The 15,340-nt window shown below is 63.6% G+C and carries 3 protein-coding genes and 1 pseudogene; 1 reads left to right on the top strand and 3 read right to left on the bottom strand.

The annotated features are described in order from the left end of the window. Positions 1-1,466: RHS repeat protein (locus tag DFR29_RS28945; protein WP_166653831.1), on the bottom strand; the 1,466-nt coding region annotated here is incomplete at its 3' end. Positions 1,467-1,558: 92 nt separating this feature from the next. On the opposite strand from DFR29_RS28945, the pseudogene DFR29_RS02900 reads away from it, so the two are divergent. After that, positions 1,559-1,837, top strand: a pseudogene (locus DFR29_RS02900) (transposase domain-containing protein); the annotation flags it as partial. Positions 1,838-1,909: 72 nt separating this feature from the next. On the opposite strand, the gene DFR29_RS02895 reads toward DFR29_RS02900, so the two are convergent. Both DFR29_RS02895 and DFR29_RS02890 read right to left on the bottom strand, forming a co-directional pair. Further along, positions 1,910-2,566, bottom strand: a complete 657-nt coding sequence (locus DFR29_RS02895; RefSeq protein ID WP_133817042.1) for a hypothetical protein — start codon at positions 2,564-2,566, stop codon at positions 1,910-1,912. Positions 2,567-2,569: 3 nt separating this feature from the next. Continuing rightward, the gene (locus DFR29_RS02890; RefSeq protein ID WP_166653830.1) at positions 2,570-14,689 is read right to left on the bottom strand and encodes a putative Ig domain-containing protein; all 12,120 of its coding nucleotides are present in this window, start codon (positions 14,687-14,689) and stop codon (positions 2,570-2,572) included. Positions 14,690-15,340 lie beyond the last annotated feature (651 nt).

The following is a 15,340-nucleotide window of genomic DNA, read 5'->3' as shown; positions in this document are numbered from 1 at the left end:
GTGGTGGTTTCGATCAGGCTGCCGTTGAGGTCGTAGCCGTGGCTGGTCAGGCGGGTGATGCCGTTGCTGGCAGCCGATTCCTGCAGCAGGCGGTCGTTGGCGTCGTAGCTGTAGCTCGTTGTCGTGGTGCTGGCCGTCACGGTGGGGCCGCCCGGCACGGTGTGCACCTGGCTCAGGCGGTTGCCGACCTTGTCGTAGGCCCAGCTTGTCGTGCGCTGGTGATCGGCATTGGCCGCGGTGACGGCTTCTTCGATCAGGCGCTTGGTCTTGTCGTATTGGTAGCTGGTGGTGCGGGTGGCATCGAGCACCGGCTGGCCATTGCCGTCGACGACGTACTGGCCTTGCGTGTCCTTCTGTTGCACCTGCTCGGCGATGGCGGCTCGGGTGCCGTCGGGATTGAGTGCGTAGCCGAGTGCCAGCAGCACGGCGGCGCCCTTGCGATGCGTCAGCGTGGTGAGCCTGTTCATGCGGTCGTAGCGGTAATCCACCCGCGTGCCATTGGCGTGGACGATATGGTCGCGGTTGCCGACGCCGTCGTAGCCGTAGGTGGTGACGCGCGGGCCGCCGCTCTGGCCCAGGGCGGTGCTGGCGACTTCGCTGACGGTCTTCAGCCGGTTAAGGGCGTCGAAGCTGAAGTCGATGGTGCGCGTCGCGGTTTTGACCTGGGTGCGGTTGCTGGCTTTGTCGTAGGTGTAGTCGATCTGCTGGCCGTCGGACCACGTGACCTGGTCGAGCCGGTCGCGCCGGTCGTAGCGGCGGGTTTCGGTCAGGCCGCCGTAGGTGAGTGTGCGCGGACGGTCTTTTTCATCCAGGGTCAGCGTCAGTTCGGTGCCGTCGGCAAAGCGCGTGCTGGTCAGGCGGTTTGCGGTGTCGTAGACGAAGCCGGTGAGCTGGCTGTTGAAGTCGAGTTTCCAGTCGAGCCGTCCCAGGGCGTCGTAGCCGAAGCGTTCGAACTGGCCCAGAGGCAAGGTGCGCCGGGTCACGCGGCCCATGCGGTCGTAGTTCCAGGCAGTGGTGCGGTTGAGGGCGTCGATCTGGCGTGTCTTGTTGCCTTGCTCGTCGTAGGCGTAGCGCGTGACGAGGACGCCGCTGCTGGCGATGGTGGAACCGGGGTATTCGCCGCGGCCCAGGGCATCGGCGATACCTACGGGGTTGTCGCCGGTCGTGGGGTTGGGCAGTACCACGGCAATCAGGCGGCTTTCGGCGTCGTAGACGAAGCGTGTGGTGCGGTTGGCCGGATCGGTTTCCGCGATCTTGCGGCCGACCTTGTCGTAGCCGTAGTCGACCGTGAGGTTGTTGGCATCGTTGCCGTCGTCGGCGCCGGCGTCGGGCAGGATAGTGCGCGTGAGTCTTCCGGCAATGTCGTATTCGTACTTCGTCGTGCGGTCGAGGTTGTCGATGCTGGCGATGCGCCGGCCGTTGTCGTCGTAGATCGAGCTGGTGGCTTCGTTCAGTGCATTGATCACCGAGACCTGGCGGCCCGCGTCGTCGTCGCAAAAAGCCCCGCAATGCGGGGCTTTTTGCTGGCGCTAAGTTAACCTGACCCCGTTAGTCTGTCGCGCTGGTGCGCTATATCGACGACGGTCGTCTGCCCATCGACAACAATCCCGTTGAACGCGCCATCCGACCTGTCGCCATCGGCCGCAAGAATTGGCTGTTTGCCGGATCGCGCGCCGCCGGCGAACGCGCCGCTGCCATCATGAGCCTCATCGCTACCGCCAAGCAGAACGCTCGCGATCCCTACGCCTATCTCGTCGATGTGCTGACTCGCCTCCCGACTCATCCCAATCGACGCATTGCCGAACTATTGCCACATCGCTGGCAGCCCGTGGCGTAAGCATCGCTGGCGATGACTGCGGCCGGAAGGTGGCGGGGCCGGACGGTTACACCTTAACTTGTTTGTAAATTTCTAGAATAATGAAAAAATTTCTCTAGATGAAACCTGGACAGGATTCCCGAGGACAAAATCAATCTCCGAGGTGGTTTCAAACACAGAGCGCACAACTATGCATCGTGAAGCATTCTGTTCGTAAGTGAACCCTATGCACGAGCCACGACTTCCGTCATCCACAAGAATCTTCGCCTGTTTCCGCGACAGGCTATATTTGCAAACTGAATCAACCCCTGACAATTGAAGCTCTTCAAGGTTTCCTGACAACCGGAAGAGAGGCGATTCTGTCAAGATTTCGACCAATGGAATTTCATTGGAAGGAGCTATGGGCAGGTCAAGCCCATCAAGCGGATGGTCGCTATGCGCGACCATATGCCATTCCGTGCTTATCTCCATTTCTATCAACGATGATGTTTCAAATTTAAATGAGAAGAAACCACTGATGGGGATCGTCCCATCGTCGCTCGTCGTCACTTTAGAATCGAATTCGGCGTGATCTGCATCGTCGTCGTAATTGCATACAAGCCAGAAGAATCTCTCGTCTTCGGCCAGATAGATGAGTGATGCATCCGGGAGGTCGGAAGCGTTGCGCGGGAAAGCCTCTACCGCAACACGGTTTCCAGAGAACCCGGAATGCCTCCAGCCTCGCGATGAAATGATCTTTCGAATTTTCATGTTCTACTTAGTATGGAAATGAAAGTTTCCGTCGGTCCAGCTGTCAGGAGTTGTTATTCCGTGGTGGCCGTGGCTTGTGTCGTAGTCCATGCGGAAATACTGCTGGTAGTGCTGGGTTCCCGTAAAGCTTCCGAGACCAATCACCCTTCCTCGATGCTTGGCTGGTCCACCAACCCTTCCGAGTATTCGAATTGTCTTGCCCTTGGCGTTGATTCGACCCATGGGAAAGTCGATCTTTACTGCATTTGAGATAACAGTTGGTGTCGGAAGAAAAATGAGGAAGCCGCGTTCCTGCCCCGCCTGATTGGTGCCGACAATGGTATTTGCGATGTCGTTGCTGTAGTTCTGGATTGTGCTTGCAAACAGCTTTCCCGAGTTCCGACGAAACTTATGAACAGCGTCACTAAAATTCTGCTGGATCAATGACATGAAGCCAGGGTCACTGGAATTCAGGAAGTTGGACGCGCTCTGAAACGCCATTGGATTCTGAAGCAGGTTGGAGATCTCCCAGAAGGCTTGAATCACGCCGACCATGCTGTTCACACGGTCGATGTAGTTCATCACGGTAAACGTTGTCCGCATCAGCGAGGCGAGAACCTGGTTCGAAGCCCCGAGCTCAACCAGAGTGGAAATGTTCCCGGTTGGGTCGACCCGGTTTGCAGGATCATTGTGGTTCGCAGTGTACTTGTGCAGTGACAGCGGATCGCTGCTGAAGCCATCAAACGAATCTGATTGTGTAAACCTCCCACTCCCCGGGTCCATATACCTCGCCCGCAGGTAATAGAACCCAAGGTTCGGATCGTGCTGTTCGCCGGTGTACTGATAGTCCGTGGCTGGGGTATCCGGTGCTGCTAGGGCGCTCGTATTTCGATCTATCTCGCCAAAGGCACCGTAAGCGTAGCTGTCGATAGTATTGCCGGTGTCGCCTGTCAGCAACCGCGTGCTGCCGAGGCCGTCGTAATGGAACGTACTCGCTATGGCCGCCGTCGCCGCTCCTGGCAGGACAGTACCGCTCGCATCGCGCAGCGCATATTGCCCCAACAGGTCATCGCCATAGGTATAAGCCGTCTTTAGGTTCAGCCCACTGACGTTTGCCCCGGCCGCCAACGGTGTACCGACGCGTTCTTCCATCACCTGCGCATAGGCCTGATTCGGATCAATCAAGTACCGAATCTCCCTCGCATCCCCAGTCCCCGCCTTCAACACCTGGCTGCGCCGTATCCCATCCGCCGTATAGCTGTACTGCGTGATGTCGAGAAGCGATCCCATCTTCCGCTCCGCCTGCACCATGCGGTTCTGGCCGTCGTAGCGGTAATACATGGTCTGTTCGGGCGTAGTGGTTTCGATCAGGCTGCCGTTGAGGTCGTAGCCGTGGCTGGTCAGGCGGGTGATGCCGTTGCTGGCAGCCGATTCCTGCAGCAGGCGGTCGTTGGCGTCGTAGCTGTAGCTCGTTGTCGTGGTGCTGGCCGTCACGGTGGGGCCGCCCGGCACGGTGTGCACCTGGCTCAGGCGGTTGCCGACCTTGTCGTAGGCCCAGCTTGTCGTGCGCTGGTGATCGGCGTTGGCCGCTGTGACGGCTTCTTCGATCAGGCGCTTGGTCTTGTCGTACTGGTAGCTCGTGGTGCGGGTGGCATTGAGTACCGGCTGGCCATTGCCGTCGACGACGTACTGGCCTTGCGTGTCCTTCTGTTGCACCTGCTCGGCGATGGCGGCTCGGGTGCCGTCGGGATTGAGTGCGTAGCCGAGTGCCAGCAGCACGGCGGCGCCCTTGCGATGCGTCAGCGTGGTGAGCCTGTTCATGCGGTCGTAGCGGTAATCCACCCGCGTGCCATTGGCGTGGACGATATGGTCGCGGTTGCCGACGCCGTCGTAGCCGTAGGTGGTGACGCGCGGGCCGCCGCTCTGGCCCAGGGCGGTGCTGGCGACTTCGCTGACGGTCTTCAGCCGGTTAAGGGCGTCGAAGCTGAAGTCGATGGTGCGCGTCGCGGTTTTGACCTGGGTGCGGTTGCTGGCTTTGTCGTAGGTGTAGTCGATCTGCTGGCCGTCGGACCACGTGACCTGGTCGAGCCGGTCGCGCCGGTCGTAGCGGCGGGTTTCGGTCAGGCCGCCGTAGGTGAGTGTGCGCGGACGGTCTTTTTCATCCAGGGTCAGCGTCAGTTCGGTGCCGTCGGCAAAGCGCGTGCTGGTCAGGCGGTTTGCGGTGTCGTAGACGAAGCCGGTGAGCTGGCTGTTGAAGTCGAGTTTCCAGTCGAGCCGTCCCAGGGCGTCGTAGCCGAAGCGTTCGAACTGGCCCAGAGGCAAGGTGCGCCGGGTCACGCGGCCCATGCGGTCGTAGTTCCAGGCAGTGGTGCGGTTGAGGGCGTCGATCTGGCGTGTCTTGTTGCCTTGCTCGTCGTAGGCGTAGCGCGTGACGAGGACGCCGCTGCTGGCGATGGTGGAACCGGGGTATTCGCCGCGGCCCAGGGCATCGGCGATACCTACGGGGTTGTCGCCGGTCGTGGGGTTGGGCAGTACCACGGCAATCAGGCGGCTTTCGGCGTCGTAGACGAAGCGTGTGGTGCGGTTGGCCGGATCGGTTTCCGCGATCTTGCGGCCGACCTTGTCGTAGCCGTAGTCGACCGTGAGGTTGTTGGCATCGTTGCCGTCGTCGGCGCCGGCGTCGGGCAGGATAGTGCGCGTGAGTCTTCCGGCAATGTCGTATTCGTACTTCGTCGTGCGGTCGAGGTTGTCGATGCTGGCGATGCGCCGGCCGTTGTCGTCGTAGATCGAGCTGGTGGCTTCGTTCAGTGCATTGATCACCGAGACCTGGCGGCCGGCGTCGTCGTACAGGTACTGGGTGCGGTTGTTGCGTTCGTCCCAGCTGTATTTGAGTTGACCGTCCTTGTAGTACTCCTGCTTCGTGCGCGAGGTGTCGGTGCCGCTCACTGACGTGGCATCGGGAAGGATGACCTCGATGGGCCGGTTGGCGGCGTCGTAGAGGGTCTCGGTCAGGTTCTGGTTCCTGTCGCGCGAGGCGATGACGTTGCCTTCGGCATCGTAGACCAGCGAGCTCACGGGGCCTTTGCTTTGCGTGTAGAGGCGGCCGTCGGCTGTATAGGTGTAGTCAGTGCGCCGGCCGGCCACGACCTCGACCTGCAGCTGGCCCAGGGCATTGTAGGAGCGTTCGGTGACGGTGCCGTCGGGCTGCACGCTCTGCTTGAGCTGGCCGGCCGTATCGTATTCGTACGTGGTGACCAGCTCGTCGACGGCACCGTCGACGCGGCGCTGGCGCGTCTCCCGCAGCACGCGGCCCATGGCGTCGTACTGGCGCACGGTGGCATTGCCCTGGGTGTCGGTTTCCTTGGCCAGGTTGCCGTAGCGGTCGTACTCGAAGCGGCGGGTGTTGCCGTTGGCGTCGGTCAGCGATTCGAGGTTGCCGCTGTTGCCGCAGCCGCTGCTGCAGACGTCCATGCCGTAGTGCGTGGTGTTGCCCAGGCCATCGGTGCTGCGCAGCAGGATGCCGCTTTCCTGGCCTATGGCCGGGTTGATCCAGTAGGCATTGCTCAGCACCAGTCGGCCCAGTGCATCGGTCTCGGTCTTGAGCTGGTTGTAGTAGCCGTAAGTGCGTGTGACGGTTTCGCCGGCGTGGTTGGTTTCGGTGAGCAGGTTGCCGCGCACGTCGTAGCTGCGCGTGGTGACCCGGCCCAGCGGATCGGTCGTCGTCAGCTCGCTGCCGTTGGCATCGTAGGTATGCAGGGTCTGTTCGTTCAGCGCGTTGGTTTCGCTCAGCACCCAGCCGTTGTCGTCGTAGACATAGGTGGTCGAATGGCCGCGGCGGTTCTTGATCACTTCGACCTGGCCGCTGAGGTTGTGCGTGTACTCGATGCGTTGGTTGTTTGCATCGATGGTCGCGACCAGGCGGCCCTGTTCGTCGTATTCGTGCCGGGCGAGCAGGTTGGGCGTCGTGGCCGCGTCGGCAATGCGGTTGAGGTAGTGCTTCCAGCGTGGGTGGATGAGGTAGTCGTAGTTGTAGAACACGCCGGCGGCATCGGTAGTCCGCACGAGGTCGCCCGCCGGCGAATAGGCATACCGGCGCGATTCGCCGTCGGGCAGGGTGATGCGCTCGATGCGGTCGTTGGCATCGCGCACGAAACCGACGGCGCGGCCGTTGGAGTGGCGGATGCCGGTGCGGTCGTAGGTGATGGTGTTGCCGGTCTGGTCGGTGATGGTCCTGATGCCGAAGCCCTGGTCGATTTCGTAGACCAGCCCTTCGGCCGTGGTCAGGCGGTAGAGCTGCGGATCGGCTGGCTGGGCCGGGTCGCCCGGGTCGACCACATTGCTGCTGCCGTCGCCCTGCTCGACCACGCGCAAGGTGCCGAAGCTGAGCTGCTCCAGCTTGCCGTGGGTGTTGCCGACCGGGTCGAACACCATCTCGCCGTAGACCTGCGCCGTATACGGCTGGCACTCGGGCTGGAACCTGGCTTTGAATTTCTCCACTTTGCCGTCGGGCAGGGTGACCGTGACCAGGGGGTCGGACAGCGGCCGCACGCACCACGGCGTGAAGCCGCCGCCGTCCTGGGCCAGGCGCCAGCTGAAGCCGAGGCGGCGGTTTTCGCGCACGCGCACGTTCTGGTAGTCGATGCTCCAGCCATAGCCGAAATCGAGGTCTTCCTGCGCGCGGCGCGTGTCGTAAGTGCGGGTGACGCGGATGGGAATGCCGCTGAGCGGGATTTCCACGTCGAGCAAGGTGATGGAGAAATGGCCGACCTTCATGTCGCCTTCCACGCTGACGGCAACGGAGTCGAAGCTCACGCGGCCGCTGGTGTCGGTGGCCTCCAGTACCAGGATATGGAAGCCGTTGAGCAGCAGGGTGGGGTCGAGCTTGGCAATTTCCACATTGCTGAAAGTGCTGGTGCCGCTGGCCAGCACGCGGGCCGCCGTGCCGCCCTGTTCGTCCTTGAGGGCAAGGCGCCAGCTGGCCAGGCGTGCATCGCTGACGGTGGCCATGACCGCCGTGGGCTTGGTCACGACGCCGTTGTCGGCGGGCGAGTGCAGTTGAACCTGCGGGGGCTCGCTGTCGCTCGGGTCGGATACGTAGGCCTGCTTGCTCGCCTGTGCGCTATGGCAGCCGTCGGTAACGCTGGCAGCGATGGCATGGGTGCCGACACTGCTCGGCGTGAAGGTGTAGCGGCCTTGCGAATCCAGCGTCACGGGCGAGCCGTCGACGGTGAGGTTCAGCGTGGGCGTGGCTGCGGGATTGATCGCCTGTGCCGTCACCGTCACGGGCTGGCCCAGCGTGATGAAGGGCGGCTCTATCGCGATGTCGATACCCAGTTGCTCGGATGCGGCGAGCACGTTGATGCGATACGACTGGTTGCTGGAGCTGCTGGTGCCGTTGGTCGTGGCGTGAAGCTTGACGGGGTGGCTGCCGACCTGCCCGGTACCCGGGGTCCACTGAACCAGCCCCGTGTAGACACCGACCTGCATGCCGCTGGGTTTGTCAGTGCTGTCCAGGCCGAAATAGACCGAGGTGCCGGCAACCTGCGTCACTTGGGCGGCGTAGCTGTACAGGCAGCCGACCTTGGCGCGTGTGCCTGGTACCGTGGTGAACACGGGCGCCGCGTAGGTGGGTTTGCGCACGACTACCGAGAAGTTCTGCGTTACCGAGTTACTGCCCGTATCGGTCACGCGCAGCACGACGGAATAGCTGGTGCCGCTCTGCGAGTTGCCGGCCTGGGCCTGGGTTGGCGTCCATTCGATCAGCCCCGATTGCGGGTTGATGGTCATTCCGGCGGGCGAGGTGGTCAGTGCATAGGTCAGCACGTCGCTGTCCGGATCGGTAGCGGCGACCGGGTAGCTCCACGGCGTATCGGCGGTAGCCTGCGTCGGCGGACTCGACTGAATCGACGGCGGCCGGTTTGGGTTGGCGATGACCTGGGTGCTCAGGGACAGCGACGCGCTGCTGCCCTCGAAAAAATCCACTTGTACCCAGGCGGTATTCCAGCCTGCCTGGTCCGGCGTCGGTGTCCAGCTGATCACGCCGGTCCAGGGGTCGATGCGCATGCCCTTGGGTGGCGAGGAGACCAGGCGGAAATAAGGCGTGCCGTCGTAGTCGGCCGCTGCGCCCAGGATCTGCGCGCTCATTTCACGCCCGGAATAGACCTGTGCCGGCAGAGCACCGCTGAGGCCGAACGATTTCGGCGCCGCCAGCACCTGCACGCTGCTGGTCTGTGTATCGACGCGGTCGGCGCCGTCGCTGAGTTGCAGGCGGATCATGTGTGCCGCCACGACGTTGTTGTGCGTGGAATAGTCGGCAGTGGTCTCGGCTGCGTCGACATAGGCGTAGATCCAGCCCTGGGCGCGATCGGCTGTTACTGGCGGCAGGCTTATCGTGCGGCGCTGGCTCGAACCCAGCGGCGGTGTCGTGGTGGTGGCGAGCAGGATGCCGCCTTGGCCGCGCGGGCCCGCATATAGGCTGACGCTCAGCGGATTGACGATGGGCTTGAGGCCGCGGTTGCGCAGGCTTACCTCGAAGCCGAGCTGGCCGGCGACGTTGGTTTTCAGGTACAGGTCGCCGATCCAGGCATCGAAACGCAGGTCGTTCGGTGTCGCCGGTGGAATCTCCAGGCCGAAACTGCCGGCATGCCGGCCCGCCCCGTCGCGGAAGCTGCGCCGGCCGGCGCGATCGATCGGCCACACGCCGCTTACGGGTTTTTCCAACGCATTGGTATACCCGCTGACGAACAGCTCGGCATTGCCGTCGCCGTTGCTGTCGACGAAGGCGCCCAGGCCCCGCGTACCGCCGGCGTAGTAGTAGCTCGACCCCACCGACCAGAGCCAGTCGGTCTGAAGGTCGCGCACGTTCAGCGCGGAATTGGGGAAATATTCCATCGCACCGTCGCGGTTGAGATCGGCCAGGAGGGGATAGGCAGACGCAGTCGAGGTGTTGTCGGGAATGCCCTGGTAGACAACGTTGCCAGCGGTGGTGACGGCCAGATGTTCTTCGGGCAGGTACACATCGATGGCGCCGTCGCGATCGAAATCGAACAGATGCGGCGCGCCGCCGGCGCTGACCAGCGCGATCGGCGGGCCCAAGCGGGCACCGTTGCTGTCCAGGCGTTCCAGCCGCTGTACGCCGACCGGCGTGCTCAATACCGTGGCAAACACTTCCTTGTCGCCATCGTTGTCAATGTCGTAGGCGGCGAAAAGGCCGTAGGTAATACCGATGCTGTCGGTGGGCAGGCGCCACAACAGGCTGCCGTCGCCGCGGCGCACTTCGTTGAACAGGGCGACTTCGGGCTGGCCGTCGTTGTCCAGATCGCTGATCAGTGGATAGGCGACCAACGCACCAGCAGACTGGGCGAGCGCGCCGAAACTCCAGCGCAGCACGCCGTCGGCGCCGTAGACATTGCCGCCGGCGACGATCTCGGGCAGGCCGTCGCCGTCCAGGTCGGCGGTCTCGATGCTGGTCTGCAGGGTGCTCAGCGTGGCGCTGCCATAGACCGGATCGATATTCCAGCGGCGCTGGCCGGCGCCGTTGAGCGCGACCAGCTGCGATGTGGTGGTCGTGCGGTAGAGAATCTCGTCTTTGCCATCGTTGTCCAGGTCGGCGAAAGCCGGTATGGCGACCTGGCTGGCGGGCAAGGTGCCGGACCAGGGCAGGGTCTGGCCGGTGTCGACATAACGTGCAACTAGCAGACTGCCCTGGTTCACGCCGAGGGCAACGAGGCGGTCGCTGGCGTTGACGATACCGTCGTTGTTGGTATCCAGCGGACGGCCGAATACAGGCACGAGCATGCCTATGCTGGTGTTGTTGCTCCAGACCGGCTGCGAGGCAATGCCGGGGCTGCCGAAGCGTCCGTCGCGCGTACCCAATTGCAATTTGTTGTTATGGCGCAGTGCAGGCGATACGCCGCCGCCGCCCCATTTGAGCGAGCCCGCGCGCGTGCCGGGCGCGTAGTCCGCCGTCACCAGTGGCGGGGCTTCGATGACCTCGACGCGCATGCGTTCGAGCAGGCCGCCGAGGATCTGGTAGATGTTCTTGCCGAACTCGGTGTATTGCATCACCTGTTGCTGCGAAATGGGCGACAGGCGTGCCGCGAAACTGATGCGCAGGTCGAACACCTGCTCGGCATAAAGCCCCTGCGGATCGACGGCACGCACGGTAAAGCCCTGCAGCAGCGGCTCGCGGTCGGATGGGGCGGCGGCGGTCCAGCTCAGTGCGCCGCTCAGCGCATCGATCTGCGCACCGGCGGGGCCGTCGACGAGTACGTAGGTCAGAGCGTCGTTGTTCGGGTCGAGTGCGCGGACGGTGTAGTGGAAGGGCGCGTCGTGCAGTTCCAGCTCTGGCAGAGAGGTAATGATCGGGGCGCGGTTGATGCCGTCACCCGGTGCCTGCCATTGCACTTCGGCGTCCACCTGGGCAAAACCCGAACTGAACTGCACTGGCGAGATGCCCGCGGCCGGTTGTTCGAAGCAGTACTCGCCGCGGCCGGTGCCGTCGAGGTAGCGCGCTTCCAGCCGCGGCCAGGCGCCTTCGACGCGCGCGGCAAAGCGCGCATAAGGCACACGGCGATGCTGTTCATCGCGGGCGACGACCGCGAAGCAGGCGCTGTCGCCGATGGTGCGGGTCTGTTGCAGCGGCGTGACCTCCAGCCGGCGCACGCGGTCCTGGTCGCCGATCAGCAGGCCGCCGGCGTAACCGTAGGATTCCTTCCTGCCATAGCCGTATACGGTCAGGCCGAACGGCGAGACCGCGGTGAGACGGTGTCGGCCGGCAGTCAAGCGCAGGTTGCCATGTACCTTGTTGCTGCCGGCGATCGACAGCCAGGCCACGCCAGTGACCGGCTGTCCATCGAGTGTGAGCGTAGCGGCCGCCGACTGGGCGATGACGACGTCGGCGTAGTGCAGCTTGAAGTTGCTGAGTTTTGGCGTTGTGAACAAATAATCAGACAGCTCGGTACCGACCGGCGGCACGGCGACCGCAAACGGATCGAGCAGGTCGCCATCGCTGTCTTCTGCGCCGCTGACATCGACATCTGCCGGAACCTGGCGCTGCTGGCTGTCGACACTCTCGCTCTGCGCGATCATCCACATCTGCACGGGTTTGCTGGCGCGGATGTCGACCGGCCCATCGAGAATGCGGTCGACGGCGTCGCCGGCCTTGAGCACGGCGATCAGGCGGCTGCCGGCGTAGACGGCGGTTTCCGGTTCGGTCGCCGTGAATCGATAGAGATTACCGACGGTTCGCGTGGCCAGGCGCCCGGCCTGGAAATGCTGGCCGAGGTTGCGGTCCGGCAGCAGCTGTTCGTAGAGGTGATCGCAATGCGATGCGCTGCTGGGGACATCGGCGCAGAAACTGCCGCCGAACACGGCAATCGGGGCTGTCGAGATGAGCCGCAGACCCGAGTAGGGCCGATACAGGCCGACCTCGTTCCAGTCCATGACCATCGAATAGGCCTGGCCACGCTGCAGCGTGACCGTCCAGGACGACCCCGCCGGTACGCCGGCAGGGCGCGCGATCGTGCGGCCGGCCGGGGGAATGAAGGTGACCTGGGTATTGTCCTGTGCTGCCACCAGGCCGAACTCGCCGCCCAGGCCGGCCCAGTGCGGATAGTCGATTACCGTGTACTGCGTGCCGAGTACGTCGGTCGGATAGATGACCGACGAGTCTGTGGTCTTTGCTGCCTGGTTGGTCGAGACCACGGTAACCGGCCTGTCTGCAACCACGTGTACGCCAATATCGACGGCGTGATAGTTCCACGTATTCATGACCTGCCAGGGCAGGCGGATTTCCGCGACTTCGCCCGCGGCCAGCGTGAAATCCTGGCGGAACGACAGGCCGGGGATTTCCACATGGCCCTGTGCTCCTTCGAGTGCGGCGACGGTCACCCAATGACTGCGTCGATCGTTGTCGTTGGCGCCGATGCAACGCTCTTGTCCAGGGGGGCAGCCGATGTAGTAGTTCTCCATGTGGGTAAACCAGAAATCCTTGCCCACGTGGCTGCGGCCAATCAGGCTGGCATTGACGATGATGCGGAATACCTGGTCGTCGCTGGCGCCGTGGCTGTCGCTGGCCTGTACGACAACGTCGGCTGCGGCGAGCTGGGTATCGTTCGGCGTCCAGGCGATCAGGCCGCTGGCGGGATTGATGGTCATGCCGGCCGGTGCATCGACCAGGCGGTAGGTGACCGTGTCGCCATCGGCATCGACGGCATTGACGTCATAGCTGTACGCCTGGCCAGTGACGCCGACCACGGCCGGAGTACTCGTGATGCGCGGTGGACGGTTGACCGCAATGACGGTAATTGTGAACTCCTGCACGGCCTGGCCGCCACGGCCGTCGCTGACACGCACGGCGACGGCATGCGTGCCGACCTGGTCGTCGGCCGGTGTCCATTCGATGCGGCCGCTGGCGGCGTCGATGCTCATGCCGGCGGGCATGCTGTCCAGGTTGAAGGCGAGTACGTCGGCCGTATCGGGATCGCTGGCCTGGGCGTCGTAGCGATACAGCTCGCCGCGCGTGGCCTGGCTGGGCGGCGTGGAGGTGAACACGGGCGGCTGGTTGGCGCAGGGCACGGCAATGGTTGCGCCGGCGCTGTTGTTGCCCGTGCCGGCGGGGGCTGGCGAGGTGAAGCCGCTTTGCACGTTGCTGCCTTCGGCCAGTGGAGCAGGCGTGGCGATGCTGGCAGCCAGGGTGACGGAACTGCAGTGCGCCGCGCTGACGCTGGCCTGGATGCTGTAGCTGATCGCACCGCCGGCCGTGGCATTGCCTGCCGGCAGTACGGCATTGCCGCTGATCGCGCCGCTGCCGCTGGTGCTGGCATCGACGCCGCCGCCGGGGCAGCGTGCGCCGTTGCTGGCGGTGCAGGTCCAGCTGGTGAAGCTCAGCCCTGCCGGCTGGGCCACTGCAATGGCAGCCGTCGCATCGTGCGCGGTCGCGTCGCCGGTGGTCGGCGCCGCAGTGCGGTTGGCAAAAGCGGCGTCGAGGCTGACCGTGCTGCCGTTGGCGGCGGAGGCCGGTGCGGCTAGGCTGGTGGAAAGATCCACTTCGTTGTCCAGCAGGGTGACGGTGCTGGAAAGGACTGGCGTGCCGCCGCAGGTCTGGGTGGAGCTGAGCACGTAGTTGGTCGGCGAGGAAACGATGGCGATGACCAGGGTTTCGTTGTTCTCGACCGCCGCATCGTCGACCAGGGCGATGGGCAGCGGGAAGTCGTTGCCGTCGTAGACGCCGGCGGGAATGCCGACAGTGACGCTGTCGGTGCTGCCTGCCGTGGTGTAGTCGCTGCCGCGCGTGGCGGTACCGGAGGCTTGTACGTCGAGGTTCACGCTGATGCCGCCGGCGGGCACTGTGCCGACGACGCGCAGCGCCGGCAGGCTGGCGCCGCTGCCTTCGCGCACGTTCAGCGTGGCGGCATTGAGTTCGACGAAGGGTCGCAGGGTGACCTGGATATCGTCGATGAAATTGCCGATGGTGGCGCCGCCGGCGGCGGAAATCGCCTCGAAGCCGATGGCCTGTACACCGGTGGCGCCGTTCCAGGTGAATTCGCCGGAATAATCGCGCCACGTGCCGGACAAGACCGGCGCGGCGCAGCTGTTGCTGCTGATGCCGCTGCCGCTGCTGGCGGTATTGAAGCAGGTCGGCGTGGTGAAGCCGCCGTCGTTCTGCGTGGCGGCGCGAATGACCTGGTTGGTGCCGGCGCTGCTGCCGACGCGGAACTCGGCCACGTCGTCGACGGTGGCGCTTTGACGGCCGCGGTGGCTGAAGCGCCAACCTATGGGCTCGCCGGTGGCCAGGCAGACATTCTGGTAAATGCGTGACGCTGCCTCGGCATTCAGTTCGGCCAGCTGTGTACCGGAACGCGCGCTGACGCCGCTGAAACCATTCGCCCAGATTTCAATGAGCTTGCCCGAGCCGGCGGCGATCTGCGGCGCGCAGCCCTGGCCGCTCTGCGCGGGGTGGTTGGTGGTCCAGCCAGGGACGGTGGATTCGTCGACCTGGAAGAAGCAGTTCGAACTGCCGGCACTGGGCAGCTCGAAACCGAGATTGACGAAGGTGCGCTGCACCTGGGCTGTGGCGGTCGCAGCAAACGCGGACAGCAACAGCGCACTGGCGGCGCGGGCCGCTCTGGATCGGTCTTGCATGGAACCCCCTGGCTGGACAGCGCGTTTCGGCGCGCCGATGGCGAATGCGCGGGACGGTAATACAAAAATAACGGGAATTTCTGTTTGGAAAAAACCGGTTGAGTACGGACGAAAAGATGTATCCGTATGGCAGGGAAATTTGATACTGCGGTAATGGCGATACCGTCGATACGGCCGGGAATGCAGCAATTCGCGCCGCATCGGTTGGAGCTGACTTTAGCGGTAGCCTGTCTCGTCGGCCGCGACACGCGGGAAAGGCACGCGGGTGCGGGTCCGCGCGGAGCAAAAATTCAACGGCAATGCAGTGCGGTTCCGCACGGGTATTGCACGCCGAATCCAGCGATGCAGGCAACGAATTCGCGTCGAATTGCATAGGGTTCAATAAGAGTGCGTATCGAATCCGGCATCCGCACGCCTGCTGATGGATGGGCCGGAAAGCGTCGAGTACTGCTTTTGGGAGCAGTCCCTGATAGCAATCGCAGAATCGCGGCGCCGGTGATCATTCGCGGCCGATGCGGGCCGCAAATAATTTTTTTCCGGCGCGTAGGTTGGGGTAAGCCGTCAGGCGCCCCCGGCATCACGCCGTATCCGCAACAGAAAGCCCACGGCGAAGGAATGCTTTTCCTGGCGAAAGGTGTGGAATGCGTTCGC

This window comes from Tahibacter aquaticus (assembly GCF_004363655.1).
In the GTDB taxonomy this organism is placed as follows: Bacteria; Pseudomonadota; Gammaproteobacteria; order Xanthomonadales; family Rhodanobacteraceae; genus Tahibacter; species Tahibacter aquaticus.
This window is presented reverse-complemented; position numbering and strand designations above follow the sequence as displayed.

Coding starts and splice junctions, on each gene's coding strand:
- DFR29_RS02895 (WP_133817042.1), bottom strand. CDS start 2,566: ATGAAAATTCGAAAGATCATTTCATCGCGAGGCTGGAGGCATTCCGGG.
- DFR29_RS02890 (WP_166653830.1), bottom strand. CDS start 14,689: ATGCAAGACCGATCCAGAGCGGCCCGCGCCGCCAGTGCGCTGTTGCTG.